Raw genomic sequence first — 17,595 nt, 5'->3', positions numbered from 1 at the left:
TGAGGGTGAGTTACTGGGCGAGCTCTTCTGCCCGGTCGATGGATTCGATGATCGCGTGTCTGAGTTTATTGGCCTTCTCAGACAGGTTCTGCTGGCGCTTCATGTATTCGGCTTTGCCCGCCGCAGTTTCAATGGCCACAACACCATAGCCCCACGGCCTAACGTCGTAGGGGGAGGCCTCCATGTCGAGTGTGCGCAGCTGGGTCGCCAGGTCAAAAGCCTCAAGCACAATGCTGCTTTCAACCATCGGCTGCAGCTTCATCGCCCACTTGTACAGGTCCATTCCGGCGTGTAGGCAGCCGGGCTGTTCGTTGGCCCTCATCCCTTCCCGCGTGGGCTGAAGGGTGTTGAGACCGCGCGCATCGGGCGTGAAGAACCGAAACGCATCGAAGTGGGTGCACCGAATCCGGTGGTTCTCGACAACCCTATCCGTTTCCTCTTGGCTCAGCCGCAGGGGCACGTCTTCGTGGCGCTGCTGACCGGGCTTGAGTTTGTACACCATGGCCCATTCGTGCAGACCGAAACAGCCCAGAGCCGCCTCGCGGCCTAAGGTGCTGCGCAGCAGATCACGGATGAAAACTGCCCCGCGGCCCCGGTCCTCCCACCACTGCGCGGCATCCACCCGGGCGTGATCGGTCACGGTGTACCAGCGGCGCGAAAAGTACTGCCGGTCGTTCTCGGTCTCAAGGGCCAGCGCGGTTCCCGGGGCCGGGTTCCACTGCGCGATTTTGGCCGGTTTGAACGGGTAGTAGGTGAACAGGAAATCCTGCACGGGGTGCTTCTCACCCCGGGAACGCCGGGCCAGGTGGTCAGCGGTTCGGCTGCTGACCTCCTGCGCGTGGGCGTCTCTGAGCGCCCTCCACTCACGAGGCGCCAGGACCGTTTCCCGGTTCACTCCAGTCTCCTTGTGGTCTTCGCGGTTGCCACGTGGTTCCACGGGTCTTCCGGCCACGGGTGTTTTCTGTACTTGCCGCGGTTTTCGGCACGCACATCAGAATAGGCGCCGTTCCAAAATGATTCGAGGTCGGCAGTGATCGCCAGCGGCCGTGCGGCAGGTGACAGCAGGTGCAGCAGAACGGGTACGCGGCCATCGACGATTCGCGGACTTGTCTTCCACCCAAAGCACTCTTGAAGCTTCACCGCCAGCACGGGAGGTTCGTCTCCGTCGGGGTACTGCACGCGGTGACGCGAACCGCTGGGCACCTGGATCCTTTCGGGAGCCAGCTCATCCAGACGAGCCGCTTCTGGCCACGGCAGCAGGCCGGTGAGTGCCCGTTCCATATCCGGTTTCCGTCCGGCCGCCACCGCGGGGATCTCAGCGGCAAGCCAGTCAAGGTCCTCCGCCAGCGCTTCGAAGCTGACATCCGGCCAGGGCTCGCCCAGTTCGCGGTGCAGAAGAGCCATGCGCCTGCGAAGCGACTCCGCCTGTTCAGACAGCGGGAACACCTCGGCGAGACCTCGAACCTCGACAGCTTCCTCAAGCGCGCGGCGCGTGGCCTCGGCACTCGCCTGGACAGGGGTGGAGGACAGCTCAATCGCCCCGAAGCGACGCACCCTGCGCGCCCGCACGGTTGTGCCGTCAAACAGGGCAATGTCGTCTTCACTCAGAAGAGAATCTGCGGCCAACTGGGCCTGTTCAAAGTCAATCGGCACCGCGGCACCGATGACAGCGCGGCTGCCGGCACGGCTGATGTCCGCAATCGCCAGCCATTCGTGGCCGCGCAGAGCGCTGTCACGCCGAAGTTCGCCCGCGGTTCCGCTGGCCAGTTTGTACGTCGTTTCGTCTACCGCACGAGCAATCCTTTCCGGGAAAGCCAGCGCGGTGACAAAAGCCAAACCCGCCTCATCAAGATTCGGCCCGGCCTGCGCCTCGGCAAGGCTCGCGAAACGGTCAACCTCCCGGCGGAAAGCGGCATCCCCACGAACCGATTGGTACCCCTTCCACAAGGCGCCGCCGGGGGAGCGGACATCCGAGGCCAGAACCGCAACCGCCTGCGCGGCAGCCGTCCCACCGATGAAATCCGCACCGTCAAACAGAGCTCGCGCCAACCGCGGATCAGCCGGGACCGCGGCCAACCGTCGGCCCAACTCCGTGGGCTGGCCAGCCTCGAGAGCACCCAGTCTGGTCAGCACCGCCTCGGCCTGGTCGAGAGCCGGCTCAGGAGGCGGAGTCGGCAGCGCGAGACCCTCACCTCGGGGAGCACCCCAGCAGGCCAGATCGAGGGCCGCCTGCGTGAGGTCCGCCGTGGTGATTTCGGCTGGAGCGTGTGCGGGCCTCGCTGCGAAATCCGCTTCTGTCATACAGCGGACAACGGTTCCCGGGCCCTGGCGGGCGGCACGGCCAGCACGCTGCACCATCGAGTCCTTGGCCGCGCCGACCGTCACCAGGCCGGACATTCCGCGCACAGAATCCAGGCGGACCTGCCGGTCGAGCCCCGCGTCGATCACAGTGCGCACACCGGGCACCGTCAGAGAAGACTCCGCGACATTCGTGGCAACAACAATCCGCTGCCGGTCACCGCCGCCGGAGGTGATCCTGCGCTGTTCACGTGCCGGGGTGCTGCCCGTCAGGGTGAGGATCTCCGCGTCCGTCAGCGAAGCCAAAGCCGATGCCACTCGGGTGATCTCGCGCCTACCGGGGAGGAAAACGAGGATGTCGTGCTCCACCTCGTGAGCCTCATCAGCAGCAACACGGGCAACGTGATCAAGGAAGTCCCACTCGACCCCGCGCACCCCCAGGGCCTGCGGCCCGGGAGCCCAGCGCTGCTTAAGGTCAAACAGCTGAGCCGAGGCGCTCAGAACAGGTGCGGGAGCGTCCGGTTCACCCAGAAGACCAGCCCACATCTGCGCGTCCACCGTCGCCGACATGACCACGAGGCTCAGGTCATCGCGCAGATCAGCCAACTGGCGCAGCATGGCGAAGACAAGGTCAGATTCGAGAGCGCGTTCATGAACCTCGTCCATGACAACGGCGTCAATGCCAGACAGTTCGGGGTCACTGAGCAGACGGCGCAGAAGAACACCCGTCGTTGCGAACTCAACCCGATCACCCCGGCGGTGCTCACCGCGCACCGCAAGACCCACGCGCTCACCCGAAAGGTCTGCCAAGCGGTCTGCCGCAGCGCGAGCCGCCACGCGCCTGGGCTGCGTCACCACAACCCTGCCGGACACCAGGTTCGCCACCGCCGGCGGCACAACCGTCGTCTTGCCCGTGCCGGGAGGCGCCTCGACAACCGCGCGCAGCGGCCCAGAAGCACAGCTTTCAGCCAAGCGGGGGACAAGAGAAGCCGCCGGAAGTCCACGGCCAATGGCCTCGAGGTCGAAAACACTCACCCCAGTAGACTAAGGGGCATGCGCATTGTCAGATTTGTCCACAACGACGAACCCACCTACGGGGTGCTCGAAGGCGAGGTTCCCGAACCCGCCGACGACGGCACCTTCGACACATCGGGCCTGGAAATCGCGGTCCTGTCAGGAGACCCCTTCTTCAGCCCAGCCGGATCCACCGGCGAACGCCTGCCCTACGCGGACGTGCGCCTGATCGCACCCATCATCCCGCGCTCCAAAATCATCGCCGTCGGCCGCAACTACGCCGACCACGCACGGGAACTCGGCAACGAAGTTCCCGCCAGCCCGCAGTTCTTCTTCATCCCCAACACCGCGATCGTCGGACCGAATGAGCCCGTCCGCCTGCCCGCGGTTTCCGAAGAAGTGTCCTACGAAGCCGAACTGGCCGTCATCATTTCGCGCGTGGCCAAACAGGTTTCACGTGAAGACGCCCTGAAGCACGTGCTCGGCTACACCGTCGCCAACGACGTCACCCTGCGCGACCTGCAGAAAACTGATCTGCAGTGGGCCCGAGCGAAAGGGTTCGACACCTCGACCCCGGTCGGCCCGTGGATCGAAACCGAACTCGACACGGAAGACCTGCGAGTGCGCTCGTGGGTCGATGGCGAGTTGCGCCAAGACGGCACCACGGCAGACATGGTGTTCGACATCCCCGCACTTATCGAAGCCATCTCAGAGACCATCACCCTGCTGCCCGGCGACATCATCCTCACCGGCACCCCCGCCGGTGTCGGCAAAGTCGAAGCCGGCCAGCGCATGAACATTGCAGTCGAAGGGCTGGGACTGCTGTCCAACCCAGCCATGGACGCCTAAAACAAGAAAAGGAAAAACGTGAGCGTACGAGTTCGCTTCTGCCCTTCGCCTACCGGAACCCCGCACGTCGGGATGGTGCGCACAGCCCTGTTCAACTGGGCCTACGCACGCCACACCGGCGGCACATTCGTCTTCCGCATCGAAGATACCGACGCCGCCCGCGACTCAGAAGAGTCCTACCAGCAGATCATCGAAGCCATGAACTGGCTGGGCCTGGACTGGGATGAGGGCATCGACGTGGGCGGCCCCCACGGCCCCTACCGCCAGTCCCAGCGCGGCGAGATCTACCAGGACGTCATCCAGAAGCTCAAAGAAGCCGGCCACCTGTACGAATCGTTCTCCACACCGGAGGAAACCGAAGCTCGCCACCGCGCAGCCGGCCGCGACCCCAAATTGGGCTACGACGGCTATGACCGCGACCTGACAGAAGAGCAGAAGGCGGCCTACCGCGCTGAGGGCCGCGAACCCGTTCTGCGTGTGCGCATGCCGGATGAGGACATCACGTTCACCGACGTGGTGCGCGGAGAAATCACCTTCAAAGCCGGCTCCGTTCCGGATTTCGTGGTGGTGCGCGCCAACGGCCAGCCGCTGTACACGCTCGTCAACCCCGTTGATGACGCGCTCATGGGCATCACCCACGTGCTGCGCGGAGAAGACCTGCTGTCCTCGACTCCCCGCCAGATTGTGCTGTACGAAGCACTCAAGGACATCGGTGTGGCTGAATTCACCCCCGAGTTCGGCCACCTTCCCTACGTCATGGGCGACGGCAACAAGAAGCTGTCGAAGCGCGACCCCGAATCGAACCTGTTCCACCACCGCGACAACGGGTTCATCCCCGAAGGGTTCATCAACTACCTGGCGCTGCTGGGCTGGTCGATTGCCGCAGACCGCGACGTCTTCACGGTCGAGGAAATGCTCGAAGCCTTCGACATCCACGACGTTCTGCCCAACCCGGCGCGCTTCGACGTCAAGAAGGCCACGGCCATCAACGCCGACCACATCCGCATGCTTGACGAAGACGAGTTCGGCCGCAGGCTCCTGCCGTTCCTGCAGAACGCCGGATTGATCGACGCAGAGCCGACTGAACGTCAGCTCGAGGTGCTGCGTCAGGCCGTGCCGCTCGTGCAGACCCGCATGAACCTGCTCAGTGAAGCTCCGGACCTCATGAGCTTCCTCTTTGTTGATGAAGATAAGTTCGAACTTCACGAAGACGGGCTGAAGACGCTGCGCGAAACCGCGCCGGAGGTTCTGCGCGCCTCGATCGAAGTGCTGGAACCGCTGGAGGACTTCACCACGGACACGCTGCAGGACGTGCTGAAGACCAAGCTCGTTGAGGAAATGGAAATCAAACCGCGCTTTGCGTTCGGCCCGCTGCGCACCGCACTGTCAGGCCGTCGCATTTCCCCGCCGCTGTTTGAATCCATGGAAATCCTCGGCAAGGACGTCACGCTGGGCCGCCTGCGCGGTCTGCTCGACCACCTGGAAGGCTGATTCACGGTGCTGACATGCGAAGACCTGCGCGTTGAGGTTCCCCTCGACCACTTCGGGGACACTCCCGGGACGATCGAGGTCTACGCGCGGATTGTGGGCAATGCTGACAGCGGCAACAAGCCGTACCTGCTTTACCTGCAGGGCGGTCCCGGTGTTGAGGCCTTCCGTCCGACAGAGAACAGCCCCACGTGGCTGCCGGAGGCGCTGAAAACCCACCGTGTTGTCATGCTCGACCAGCGCGGCACCGGTCTGTCTTCGCCGATCGGCTGGGTGGACGGGCGTTTTGTCGGCACCGGGGGAGCACAGGACCCCGAGGCGGTTGCTGAGCGCATGAGCTTCTACCGGGCTGATGCGATCGTTGAGGACGCTGAGGCTGTCCGCCGGGCGCTCGGGGTTGAGAGGTGGGCGATCCTTGGGCAGTCGTTCGGCGGCTTCACGTCGCTGCGCTACCTGGCTGAGCATCCCGAATCTCTGCTGAGTGCGCGGATCACCGGGGGACTGGCACGTGTGCCGCAGCCCGGTGCTGATCCTGATCCGGCAATTGCGTACGCTCGCACGTGGCAGATCATGCGAGAGAAATCACAGAAATTCTTTTCGCAGTACCCCGGCGCGGCCGAGGCCATGAAGAAACTGCACGCTCGTGCAGTCACCGATGGCATCGCCCTGCCCGATGGCACGGTTGCCGCAGAGGCACACGTGCGTTCACTCGGCCTCCTGCTGGGAGCCAGCGGAGGCGACCAGAAGCTGAGCTTCCTGCTGGAACACGACGTCGATTCAGCCGCCCTGCGGCATGACCTGCAGGCCTCGCTGCCGTTCAGCGCGCGCAATCCGCTGTACGCGGCATTCCACGAAACCTGCTGGGCCTCGAGTGCTAAGACCGATTGGGCGGCGCTGCGCGCACGCCCGGCTGAAGCTGCCGATGATCCGCTGTGGCTTTCGGGTGAACACGTTGACCCCGAGCTTTTCCGCACGGGCCCGCTGGCCGTGTGGGACGACGTCGCACAGGTGCTCGCTGAGCGGGACTGGCCTGTCATGTGGGATGTCGAGAAGCTGCGCAGGGCTGATGTTCCCACGGCGGCTGCCGTCTACACGCACGATGCGTTTGTTCCCCGCGAAATGTCTCGTGAAACAGCCGGGCTGCTTCCCAAGTGCGAAGTGTGGGAGACCGACGCCTACCAACACAACGGTCTTGCAGCCTCTGACGGCGAGGTTCTGCGCCGGCTGAACGGGCTTCTTGAAGGCATGAACGCGGCGGGCTGAGTGGCTGTTTGAGCGCAGTTTTGCATTCCCGCTCGGTGATGATGTAGAGTCTACTTCTGTTGCCGAGCGGGAAATCCCGCCAGCTCATTGGGGTATGGTGTAATTGGCAGCACGAGTGATTCTGGTTCACTTAGTCTAGGTTCGAGTCCTGGTACCCCAGCCAAATTCTTACGAACTCAATAGTCTTGCCCCCGTCGTCTAGTGGTCCAGGACACCGCCCTCTCAAGGCGGAAACGGCAGTTCGAACCTGCTCGGGGGTGCAAAACGCGAAAGCCTCAGCCAATCGGCTGGGGCTTTCGCGTTTCTGTGTGCGGGCCTTAGCCGCACAAAAACTCCCGTTAGCCGGGATTCACGCTTTAGCCGCTAAAACACCCGTTTGCCGGGTTCCGCCCCCTTAGCCGGAATCCACCCCTTAGCCGCACAAAAACTCCCGTTGGCCGGGTTTTGTTGGCTTAGCAGTTGTTGCTAAGGCGCAGATTCCGGCTAACGGGAGTGTGCAGGTTGTGGGATGGTTCTGCTGCTGGGACGGGCGAGGTGGAAGCCAGCACCCTGTCGAGGTGAGGGGGGCAGGGATGGGCGGCAGCGCCACCTCGCGCCCGCGAAGCTCAGGCCCGGGTGAGGGCTTCTGTCAGAGCGCGTCCAGCCTCAACAACCGACTGCGCGTGCAGGCGGCCGGGCTGGCGGGTCAGACGGTCAACTGGACCGGAAATCGACACCGCGGCAACGACCCGGTTCGACGGCCCGCGGACGGGCGCGGAAACGGAGGCGACACCTCGTTCGCGTTCGGCAATCGACTGTGCCCAGCCGCGGCGGCGGACACCGGAAAGCATCGTGGCCGAAAAGCGGGCCCCGCGCAGACCCGTGTGCAGGCGGTCCGGCTCTTCCCACGCAAGCAGCACCTGAGCGGCAGAGCCGGCACGCATCGACAGGGTTGCGCCAACCGGAACCGAGTCGCGCAGACCAACAGGGCGTTCAACAGCTGCAACGCACAGTCGCAGATCACCCTGGCGGCGGAAAAGCTGAGCCGATTCACCCGTGCGGTCGCGCAGTTGGGCGAGGATCGGTCCGGCTGCGGCCAGCAGGCGGTCTTCGCCGGCAGCGGAAGAAAGCTCAGACAGGCGAGGGCCCAAAATGAAGCGTCCCTGCAGGTCGCGGCCCACAAAACGGTGGTATTCGAGGGCGACCGCCAGACGGTGCGCGGTGGGGCGGGCCAGGCCAGTCAGTGCAACAAGTTCTGCAAGTGAGGCGGGCCCGGCTTCGAGTGCGGCAAGAACAGCCGATGCCTTGTCGATGACACCGACGCCGCTTCCGGTTTGACTGCTCATGCCACTATTGAACCGTCTCAAGATTCAAGATGCAAGTCCGACCTTTGGACAATAGTTCGTACAGTGAAACTCACATCAGGTGAAGCCGATGCGAAAGGACGTGCACTGTGGGCAGGACGCTTGCAGAAAAGGTATGGGATGACCATACGGTCAAGGCCGGAGAAGGTGGGGACCCCGATCTGATCTATATCGACCTCCACCTTGTTCACGAGGTGACGTCGCCGCAGGCTTTTGAGGGTCTTCGTCTTGCTGGCCGCCCCGTGCGCCGTCCTGACCTCACAATCGCGACGGAGGACCACAACACTCCAACGCTCGACATCTTCAAGCCGATCGCCGACCCCACCAGCCGCACGCAGATCGAAACGCTGCGCAAGAACGCTGAGGAGTTCGGCATCCGCCTGCACTCGCTCGGCGATGCAGAACAGGGCATCGTCCACGTTGTCGGCCCGCAGCTGGGGCTGACCCAGCCGGGCATGACGGTTGTCTGTGGTGACTCGCACACCTCGACCCACGGAGCCTTCGGGTCGATCGCAATGGGGATCGGCACCTCGGAAGTGGAGCACGTCCTGGCCACCCAGACGCTCCCGCTCAAGCCGTTCAAGACAATGTCGATCACCGTCAACGGCGAACTGCCGGAAGGCTCCAGCGCGAAGGACATCATCCTGGCGATCATCGCGAAGATCGGCACCGGCGGGGGACAGGGCTACATCCTCGAGTATCGCGGCGAAGCCATCGAAAAGCTGTCGATGGAAGCCCGTATGACCATCTGCAACATGTCGATTGAAGCTGGTGCGCGCGCCGGTATGGTCGCGCCAGACCAGACGACTTTCGATTACATCAAGGGCCGCCCGCATGCCCCGCAGGGCAAAGACTGGGACGACGCCGTCGAATACTGGAAGACCCTGCGCACCGACGATGACGCCGTTTTTGACGCCGAAGTCGTCCTCGAAGCCGAAGACATCGAACCGTTCGTCACGTGGGGCACGAACCCCGGCCAGGGCCTGCCGCTGTCGGCAAACGTCCCGAACCCGGCCGACATCGCCGACGAAACCGAACGCTTCGCCGCTGAAAGCGCCATCGAATACATGGGCCTGACTCCCGGCACGCCGCTGCGCGACATCCGGGTGGACACGGTGTTCCTCGGTTCGTGCACGAACTCCCGGATCGAAGACCTACGAGGTGCCGCCGACATCATCCGGGGCCGCACCAAAGACCCGAACGTCAGAATGCTCGTGGTGCCCGGTTCCGCTCGGGTCCGCCTGCAGGCAGAACAGGAGGGACTGGACAAGGTGTTCACCGACTTCGGTGCTGAATGGCGCTTTGCCGGCTGCTCCATGTGCCTGGGCATGAACCCCGACCAGCTGGCCGAGGGCGAACGCTGCGCATCGACCTCGAACCGCAACTTCGAAGGACGTCAGGGCAAGGGCGGCCGCACCCACCTGGTGAGCCCGCTCGTGGCTGCCGCAACGGCCGTGCGCGGAACACTGTCAAGCCCGGCGGATCTGGACTGAGGGAGGAAAGCTGTGGAGAAGATCACCAAGCACACCGGGATCGGCGTACCGCTGCGCCGCTCGAACGTCGACACCGACCAGATCATTCCGGCGGTCTACCTCAAGAGGGTGACCAAGACCGGCTTCGACGACGCGCTTTTCGCCCACTGGCGCAAAGACCCCGACTTCATCCTCAACCGCGAGCCTTTCTCGGCAGGCTCCGTGCTCATTGCCGGCCCGGACTTCGGTACGGGGTCGAGCCGCGAACACGCAGCGTGGGCGCTCAAGGACTACGGCTTCAAAGCCGTTCTCTCCAGCCGCTTTGCCGACATCTTCCGGTCCAACGCGGGTAAGAACGGCCTCGTTGCCGCGCAGCTCGAACAGTCCGATATCGAACTGCTGTGGAAGGTCATCGACAACAACCCCAACACGGAAGTCACAGTCGACCTCGAAACGCGGACCGTGTCTGCCGACACCGTCACGGTGCCGTTCCAGATTGACGACTTCACTCGCTGGCGGCTGATGGAAGGCCTCGACGACATCAGCCTCACCCTGCGCGACGCCGACGCAATCGACGCTTTCGAAGCGAAGCGGCCCAGCTACAAACCGCTCACCCTGCCGGCCCGAACGGAGGACTGAACGAGGCGGAGGCCGGAAAGAAGGCTGAGCGGCAGCCCGGTGGCACTCAGCCGGGTAATGGTCGCAGCAGAGCGCGAGGCCCGGGACCAGCACACACGCAAGTCCTGGGCCTCAGCCGTTCGGGCTAGCATAGAAGCCGGCTTATACGCTTCAGGCACAGGAGGAACATGCTCGAGGTCAACGGAGGCAATCCGCTCACAGGCACCGTTCGCGTCCGAGGCGCAAAGAACCTGGTGCCCAAGGCGATGGTCGCCAGCCTTCTGGCAGAAACGCCATCGAAGCTGCGCGGGGTTCCTCGCATCAGCGACGTTGACATTGTCACCGGACTCCTCGAACTCCACGGGGTCAGCGTCACCCAACACCCCGACGGGGACCGCCCCGACGGTGAACTGCACATGGACCCCTCTCGCGTGGAACAGGGCGCAATCGCAGACATCGACGCCCACGCCGGCTCATCGCGCATCCCGATCCTCTTCTGCGGTCCACTGCTGCACCGCTTGGGTAGAGCCTTCATTCCCGACCTCGGCGGGTGCCGAATTGGGGACCGGCCCATCGACTTCCACCTCGACGTCCTGCGCTCCTTTGGTGCGCAGATTGAAAAAACGGCCGGCGGCATCAGCCTCACCGCCCCCACGCGGCTGACGGGAACCAAAGTAGAACTGCCCTTCCCGTCGGTCGGTGCAACCGAGCAGGTGTTGCTCACCGCTGTGCGCGCCCAGGGCCTGACCGAGCTCAAGAACGCCGCTGTCGAACCCGAAATCCTCGACCTCGTGGCGATCCTGCAGAAAATGGGCGCCATCATCTCGGTTGACACCGATCGGGTCATCCGGATTGAGGGAGTCGACTCGCTGAATGGTTACACCCACCGGGCGCTGCCGGACAGGATCGAAGCGGCCTCGTGGGCATCGGCGGCACTTGCAACCGGCGGCGACATCTTCGTCGAAGGTGCCGACCAGCCCAGCATGCTCACCTTCCTCAACACGTTCCGCAAAGCCGGCGGCCAGTTCACCGTGAAGGAAAACGGCATCCGGTTCACCCACCCCGGCGGCCGCCTGCAGTCGTTGGCCCTGGAAACCGCCGTCCACCCCGGTTTCATGACCGACTGGCAGCAGCCGTTCGTCGTGGCGCTGACGCAGGCAACCGGACTGTCGATCCTGCACGAAACCGTGTACGAAAACCGCCTGGGCTTTACGAACGCACTCGTCAAAATGGGTGCGCAGATCCAGCTGTACCGCGAATGCCTGGGCGGCACGCCCTGCCGGTTCGGGCAGCGCAACTTCCGCCACTCCGCTGTGATCTCCGGGCCGACACCGCTGAAAAGCGCCAACATCGTTGTGCCCGACCTGCGCGGCGGGTTCTCGCACGTCATCGCAGCCCTGGCCGCCGAAGGCCGTTCCGAGGTGTCCGGCATCGAAATCATCAACCGCGGCTATGAAGACTTCATCGCCAAACTCGACGGCCTCGGCGCACAGGTGAGCCTGACATGAGCACAGACAAGAACAGGGGAGCCGGCCAAGAGGTGAACGGCGTGGAGCGCCGTGAAATGAGCGGCAGCCAGGCGAGCCGCGAGACGAAGGCGAACGGCGCAGCCGGGAAGAGCAGGCACCTCGGCTTCGAGGTTGCCTACGCCCCGAAGTCGCCCCGCCAGCAGCACCGCCGTGCGTCATTCCTCGCCCCGTTTGTGCGCGGCGGCCTGCGGCCGCTGGGGAAGATCGCGGTCCGAGGTGCCGAGAACATCCCGCAGGACGGCCCGCTGATCGTGGCCTCCTACCACCAGTCGAACCTCGACCCGCTGATCGTGGGAATATCGATCTACAACCAGGGGCGGCTGCCGCGGTTTATGGCCAAGCACACCCTGTTCACGTTCCCGGTTGGGCTGGTGACCCGCCCGCTGGGTCAGATCCCGGTGGTTCGCGGTTCGCGCGAGGCTGGGGACTCCCTGGTATACGCGAAAGCTGCTCTCGCCGCAGGGCAGACAGTCACGATCTACCCCGAAGGCACCCACACGAAGGACCCCGACATGTGGCCGGGAAAGGCAAAGTCCGGCACTGCCAGGCTTGCGCTGCAAACGGGAGCGCCGATCATCACTGTGGCCCACTGGGGTGTGCAGGACGCGCTGCCGGGCAAATCACTGCGCCCGCGTCTTGGCCCCAGGCGAGTGATGACCGTAGACTTCTCCGAGCCGATCGTCACCGAAGGCGTGCCCGAAACCAAGGAAAACGTCGCCTCGCTGACGGAGCACATCACTGCTCGAATCGCCTCCCAGCTTGCAGACCTGCGCGGTGTACCGTTGCCCGATCGGTTCCACAAAGCACTTGAATGGAGGAAAGCGTGACGACAGCCGTCATGGGCGCTGGATCGTGGGGAACAACCTATGCCGGCGTGATCGCCGATGCAGGATTCCCCGTGACCGTCTGGGCGCGTTCGGAAGAAGCCGCGCGCGAACTGCGGGAAGAACACACGAACTCCAAGTACCTGCCCGGCATCCGCTTCAACGATCGGGTCACGGCAACCAGCGACCCCATTGAAGCTCTGGGTGACGCAGAAGTCGTTGTGCTCGCCGTGCCCGCGCAGTCGCTGCGGGAAAACCTCCAGCAGTGGAAGGACTGCATTCGTCCCGACGCGATCATCGTCAGCCTCATGAAGGGCATCGAACTGGACACGGGCCTGCGCATGAGTGAAGTCATTGCCGAAGTCACCGGCTTCGACGACAAGCAGATCGCCGTTGTGTCCGGTCCCAACCTGGCACGTGAAATCGCTGAACACCAGCCGACCGCAACGGTTGTTGCGTGCACGTGCCCGGAAAACGCCGAAGAGATCGCCCGCCGCAGCGCCAATTCCTACTTCCGCCCGTACACGAACTCCGATGTTGTGGGCGTTGAACTCGGCGGTGCTGTGAAGAACGTCATCGCGCTTGCCGTCGGCATCGCCGACGGTCAGGGGCTCGGTGACAATTCAAAGGCTTCGATCATCACCCGCGGTCTGGCCGAGATCACCCGCCTGGCACTCGTCATGGGCGCCCAGGCGCATACGATGGCCGGCCTTGCCGGCATGGGCGACCTCGTGGCCACCTGCGCCTCACCCCTGTCGCGCAACCGCTCCTTCGGCCGCCTGATGGGCGAAGGCCTAAACGTTGACGAAGCCGCCGCAAAGACCAAGCAGACCGCCGAGGGCGTGAAATCGGCACCGGCCGTACTGGGTCTCGGCGCAGCACACGATGTCGACCTGCCCATCACTCAGGCCGTATCCGCCGTCATCGACGGACGCCTGCACGTTGACGACGTTGCCGGGCTGCTCTTGGCCCGCAAGCGCAAGGACGAATCGCAGAGCAGCTGAGGGGCTGGCGGGTTGCCAGGCGAGCAGTCATCCAGGCGGGTAGGCTGGATCACGCAAGCCCAACAGAGGAGGAACAGTGTCGAACTCACCTTTTGCCAGGCTCAACGACGTACCGCGCTTCGAACTGACCAGCACAGATGTTGCTGAAGGTCAGCGCCTTCCGCAGGCTCAGGCCTCCGGTCTCATGGGCGTTGACGGCGGCGAAGACATTTCGCCGCAGCTTTCCTGGAGCGGCTTCCCGGAAGAAACCAAGGCCTTTGCCGTGACCTGCTACGACCCGGACGCACCCACCGGCTCCGGCTTCTGGCACTGGACTGTCACCGACATTCCCGGCACCGTCACCTCGCTGCCGGCTGATGCCGGAAATCCCGAGGCGGGGCTCCTGCCCGAAGGCGCCGTCACGGTTCGCAACGACGCCGGTGACCGCCGGTTCGTCGGTGCCGCACCGCCGGAGGGCCACGGACCTCACCGCTACTTCTTCATCGTGCACGCTCTGTCGGAGCCGCTGGGCGTTGACGAAAACGCAACGCCGGCATTCGTCGGCTTCAACATCTTCTTCAAGTCGATCGGGCGCGCCTGGATCGAAACGAACTACGAACTCTGAGAAACCCTATGAGCACTCAGCGCACCACCGTCGCCGTTCTCTTCGGCGGCCGTTCCAGTGAACATTCGGTCAGCTGCGTCAGCGCAGCCGGCGTCGTCGACGCTCTTGACCTGGCCAGGTACCGTCCCCTGCCGATCGGCATTACGAAGAACGGCACGTGGGTCACGGTAGAAGACCCGACCTCGTTCAGCTTTGCCGACGGCGCAATGCCGGAAGTCGAAGAGAGCGGTTCGGCGGTTTTCGTGTCGCCGTCGACGCAGGGTGTTTCGCTGCTTGAACGTGCCGCCGACGGATCGGTGCGCGACCTTGGCGACATCGACGTGTTCTTCCCCGTTCTGCACGGTCAGTTCGGGGAAGACGGCACACTGCAGGGCCTGCTGGAACTCAAGGGTGTTCCGTTTGTTGGGCCCGGTGTGCTGACCTCTGCCGTCGGCATGGACAAGCACTTCATGAAGACGGTTCTGCGCGCAGCCGGGATTCCCACCGCCGACTGGCAGACCGTCACCGCGAAGCAATGGGCTGACGATCCAGCCGGTGTGCGTGAGCGCCTTGCCGCGCTGGGGCTGCCGGTATTCGTGAAACCCGCACGGGCTGGATCATCCGTGGGCATCAGCAAGGTTGCAGCGGTTGAAGACCTCGACGCCGCGCTGAACGAAGGCTTCGAACATGACCACAAGGTCATAGTCGAACCCGGCATTGACGGACGCGAAATCGAATGCGCGGTCCTGGGCTCCCACTGGGACGACGAACTCACTGCATCCGTGCCGGGTGAGATCGTCATCTCCGGCGACCACGAATTCTACGACTTCGAGGCCAAATACCTTTCCGCGGACGACGTCCACCTGGAGGCCCCCGCGGACATCCCAGACGACGTAGCCCGCACAGTACAGGCCATCGCCGCTGACACTTTCCGCGCCTTCGAATGCTCCGGGCTGACCAGAGTCGACACCTTCGTTCAGGCTGATGGCACGGTACTTGTCAACGAAATCAACACCTCGCCGGGATTCACCCCAACATCGGGATACCCGTACATGATGGGGAAGAGCGGCATCGACTACCCCGAACTCATTTCACGCCTCATCGACATCGCACTGGTCGACGTCAACCGCAGGTGAAGCTGCGGCGGGGGACGGGACCCGCGCTCGCCGGGGCACCCGGTCCGAAACCTGCGGACTCCCTTTAGCCGGAATCTGCGCCTTAGCAGTAACTGCTAGGCCAACAAAATCCGGCTAAGGGGAGTTTTTGTGCGGCTAAAGGGTGGATTCCGGCTTAGGGGTGCTTTTGCTGCTGTCCGGTGTGCGGCTGTACTGGTTCTGCAGGCAAGGTACGAGGTGCCGCTTTCGCCGGCACCGGAACCGCACCTGGGCTGGGAGTGGAGTTCCACCTCGCACGTCCTGTCATCACACGTGCCCCGCGACGGGGCTGGGCTCCGGTACGTTCCGGAGAGCACCTCGGTGTGCCCTTTCGGCAACTCGTTCATAAACCTGCGGACTCCCGTTAGACGGAATCTGCGGCTTAGCAGTAACTGCTAAGCCAACAAAATCCGGCTAACGGGAGTTTTTGTGTGGCTAAAGGGTGGATTCCGGCTTAGGGGTGCTTTTGCGGCTAACGGGAGTTTTCGTTGCTGCCCGGTGTGCGGCTCAGCCTTCACCTTCAGGCGCCTCGCCGTTTACGTCTTCGGCGCCGACGCATTCACGCTGCGCTTCGATCTGCTGAACAGCAGCAGACAGAGCCGACAGCGCCTCAGCACCGGCGATCTTTGTGGTGTCGAGGGTGAGCTCCACCGAGGGGCTGCGCCCGTAGGTTTCAAAAATCCACGTGTCGCCTTCACCTTCGCGGGAAACCCAGTCGACGTCGTCGGCACGTACACAGTGGTCGGTCGACGGTCCGGGCATTTCGCCGCCACAGCGCAGAACAACAGCGCTCGGATCACCCCATGCGGCTGTGGCCTGGGAAGATGCTTTGCGCTTCTCGTGATCGCCGATGACCTCCGGCAGACGCAACATGACATCCGCACAAGCGGGATCAGTTGCGTGAGGCTGCGGTTCAACGACAACAACCGGCGCACACGCCGACAGCCCTACAAGCGCAGAAAAGCCGACAGCTGCAGCGGAGAGCTTCCTCAAGACCATGTCCCTAAGGGTATCGTCCGCCCATTCGCACTAGGCTGATGCCCATGCCCAGCACGCCGAACCAGCCGGAACCCACCGCGCCGCAGCCCAACAACGACGTTGCGCCCAGCGACAACACGGAGCTGACACTCAAAGACGTCGGCGAAGACGGCGTGCTCGAACAGATCTTCTCGGTCCTGCAGGCGCAAACGGCACAACCAGCCCCCGCCTCGAGCCCGGTTGCCGGCCCGAGTGACCTCATCGTTGGCCCGGGTGATGACGCCGCAGTCTCACACACACCCGGCAATCTGGTCTCCAGCGTCGACATCCTCACAGAGGGCGCTGACTTCCTACCCGAATGGTTCGACCCCTACCGCCTGGGCGTAAAGGCTGCCGCGCAGAACCTCGCCGACATCTGCTCCATGGGTGCGACACCTCACGGCCTGCTGTTCGCCTTGGCCGCTCCGGACGACACCCCGGTCAGCACGGTTCGACTGCTGGCACAGGGGCTTTCTGACGAAGCCGCACGAGGTGGAGCCACAGTCATCGGGGGAGACCTGTCGTCTTCTCAGTGCCTCACCTCGACCGTGACGGCACTGGGCTTCATCGACCGGGGCCGGACCCCGATCACCCGGTCCGCTGCCAAGCCGGGCCACGATGTTTTCCTCGCAGGAACTGTCGGCTGGGCGGCAGCGGGACTGGCCCTGCTGTTCGCCGGCGTGCGCTTGGGAGACGACCCTCACCTCGCCCCGTTTATCGAGGTGCAGCTGGCACCTCGTCCTGATTATGAGTCAGTACAGAACCTGGCGACCTGGGCGGCAGCTGGGATTGACGCCTCGGATGGTTTGGCCGGCGACCTCGGGCGCGTGGCACGGGCCTCCGGCGTGCGCATCCGCCTGGACGAAACCGCAATCGACCGCCTGGCAGAACCGCTGCTGCCAGCGGCCGAACACCTGGGAACACCGGAAGCTGCCCGCGAATGGGTGCTCGGCGGTGGGGAAGACCACGGCTTCCTCGCGTGCGCTCCCGCGGGCAGCGCTCCGGTAGGGTGGACGCGGATAGGCGCGTGCGAAGAGGGCCAGCCGGATGTTCTGGTGGGCGACCACTCGGCAGCTGACAGCGCCTATAAACACTTCTGACACGGCTTAGCGGAAACGGACGGCTTAGCGGAAACGGAC

General features: G+C 64.0%; 15 protein-coding genes and 2 tRNA genes. 13 read left to right on the top strand and 4 right to left on the bottom strand.

Features of this window, described 5'->3' with window-relative positions:
* Positions 1-10: 10 nt before the first annotated feature.
* Positions 11-895 (bottom strand): 3-methyladenine DNA glycosylase, encoded by an 885-nt coding sequence (locus HMPREF3092_RS04100; protein WP_070423924.1) that lies wholly within the window; start codon positions 893-895, stop codon positions 11-13.
* The gene (hrpB, locus tag HMPREF3092_RS04095) at positions 892-3,333 is read right to left on the bottom strand and encodes an ATP-dependent helicase HrpB (protein WP_070423923.1); all 2,442 of its coding nucleotides are present in this window, start codon (positions 3,331-3,333) and stop codon (positions 892-894) included. Before hrpB ends, HMPREF3092_RS04100 begins: the two co-directional genes overlap by 4 nt.
* Before the next feature lie 18 nt (positions 3,334-3,351).
* Here hrpB and HMPREF3092_RS04090 point away from each other — a divergent pair, with 18 nt between their 5' ends.
* The 5 genes from HMPREF3092_RS04090 (at position 3,352) to HMPREF3092_RS04070 (ending at position 7,172) form a co-directional block, all read left to right on the top strand.
* A complete protein-coding gene (locus tag HMPREF3092_RS04090; RefSeq protein ID WP_070423922.1) occupies positions 3,352-4,161 on the top strand; it encodes a fumarylacetoacetate hydrolase family protein in 810 nt (269 codons plus the stop codon).
* Positions 4,162-4,179: 18 nt separating this feature from the next.
* Positions 4,180-5,652 (top strand): glutamate--tRNA ligase, encoded by a 1,473-nt coding sequence (gene gltX / locus HMPREF3092_RS04085; protein WP_070423921.1) that lies wholly within the window; start codon positions 4,180-4,182, stop codon positions 5,650-5,652.
* Between the two features lie 6 nt (positions 5,653-5,658).
* Entirely contained in the window at positions 5,659-6,912 is a 1,254-nt protein-coding gene (locus HMPREF3092_RS04080) for an alpha/beta fold hydrolase (RefSeq protein ID WP_070423920.1), read from the top strand.
* A gap of 88 nt (positions 6,913-7,000) precedes the next feature.
* A tRNA-Gln gene (locus tag HMPREF3092_RS04075) sits at positions 7,001-7,075 on the top strand.
* Between the two features lie 24 nt (positions 7,076-7,099).
* Positions 7,100-7,172, top strand: a tRNA-Glu gene (locus tag HMPREF3092_RS04070).
* 345 nt (positions 7,173-7,517) lie between these two features.
* On the opposite strand, the gene HMPREF3092_RS04065 is transcribed toward HMPREF3092_RS04070, so the two are convergent.
* Positions 7,518-8,237 carry an IclR family transcriptional regulator gene (locus HMPREF3092_RS04065; RefSeq protein ID WP_019174793.1) on the bottom strand — a complete coding sequence of 240 codons (720 nt, stop codon included), beginning with the start codon at positions 8,235-8,237 and terminating at the stop codon, positions 7,518-7,520.
* Between the two features lie 107 nt (positions 8,238-8,344).
* Here HMPREF3092_RS04065 and leuC point away from each other — a divergent pair, with 107 nt between their 5' ends.
* From leuC to HMPREF3092_RS04030, 7 genes are all read left to right on the top strand, one after another.
* Complete coding sequence (gene leuC, locus HMPREF3092_RS04060; protein WP_070423919.1) at positions 8,345-9,748, top strand: 3-isopropylmalate dehydratase large subunit; 1,404 nt, start codon at positions 8,345-8,347, stop codon at positions 9,746-9,748.
* A gap of 12 nt (positions 9,749-9,760) precedes the next feature.
* Positions 9,761-10,366, top strand: coding sequence for a 3-isopropylmalate dehydratase small subunit (gene leuD, locus HMPREF3092_RS04055; RefSeq protein ID WP_070423918.1), 606 nt, complete (start codon positions 9,761-9,763; stop codon positions 10,364-10,366).
* A 167-nt stretch (positions 10,367-10,533) separates the two neighbouring features.
* On the top strand, positions 10,534-11,853 hold the full coding sequence (gene murA, locus HMPREF3092_RS04050; protein ID WP_070423917.1) for a UDP-N-acetylglucosamine 1-carboxyvinyltransferase: 1,320 nt from the start codon (positions 10,534-10,536) through the stop codon (positions 11,851-11,853).
* Positions 11,850-12,701: a lysophospholipid acyltransferase family protein gene (locus HMPREF3092_RS04045; protein WP_083274246.1), complete on the top strand. Its 852-nt coding sequence runs from the start codon at positions 11,850-11,852 to the stop codon at positions 12,699-12,701. The genes murA and HMPREF3092_RS04045 overlap by 4 nt, the downstream gene beginning before the upstream one ends.
* Complete coding sequence (locus tag HMPREF3092_RS04040) at positions 12,698-13,702, top strand: NAD(P)H-dependent glycerol-3-phosphate dehydrogenase (protein WP_083274245.1); 1,005 nt, start codon at positions 12,698-12,700, stop codon at positions 13,700-13,702. Before HMPREF3092_RS04045 ends, HMPREF3092_RS04040 begins: the two co-directional genes overlap by 4 nt.
* Positions 13,703-13,778: 76 nt before the next feature.
* Positions 13,779-14,306: a YbhB/YbcL family Raf kinase inhibitor-like protein gene (locus HMPREF3092_RS04035; RefSeq protein WP_061943695.1), complete on the top strand. Its 528-nt coding sequence runs from the start codon at positions 13,779-13,781 to the stop codon at positions 14,304-14,306.
* A gap of 8 nt (positions 14,307-14,314) precedes the next feature.
* The gene (locus tag HMPREF3092_RS04030) at positions 14,315-15,421 is read left to right on the top strand and encodes a D-alanine--D-alanine ligase family protein (protein ID WP_070423915.1); all 1,107 of its coding nucleotides are present in this window, start codon (positions 14,315-14,317) and stop codon (positions 15,419-15,421) included.
* Positions 15,422-15,946: 525 nt separating this feature from the next.
* Here HMPREF3092_RS04030 and HMPREF3092_RS04025 read toward each other — a convergent pair.
* Positions 15,947-16,438, bottom strand: a complete 492-nt coding sequence (locus HMPREF3092_RS04025) for a DUF3515 domain-containing protein (RefSeq protein ID WP_070423914.1) — start codon at positions 16,436-16,438, stop codon at positions 15,947-15,949.
* 44 nt (positions 16,439-16,482) lie between these two features.
* On the opposite strand from HMPREF3092_RS04025, the gene thiL reads away from it, so the two are divergent.
* Positions 16,483-17,556 (top strand): thiamine-phosphate kinase, encoded by a 1,074-nt coding sequence (thiL, locus tag HMPREF3092_RS04020; protein WP_256174375.1) that lies wholly within the window; start codon positions 16,483-16,485, stop codon positions 17,554-17,556.
* Positions 17,557-17,595 lie beyond the last annotated feature (39 nt).

It is taken from the genome of Brevibacterium sp. HMSC24B04, assembly GCF_001806835.1.
GTDB classification, from domain to species: domain Bacteria; phylum Actinomycetota; class Actinomycetes; order Actinomycetales; family Brevibacteriaceae; genus Brevibacterium; species Brevibacterium ravenspurgense.
The sequence above is the reverse complement of the archived record's forward strand: the minus strand, read 5'-3'. Positions and strand labels throughout refer to the sequence as shown.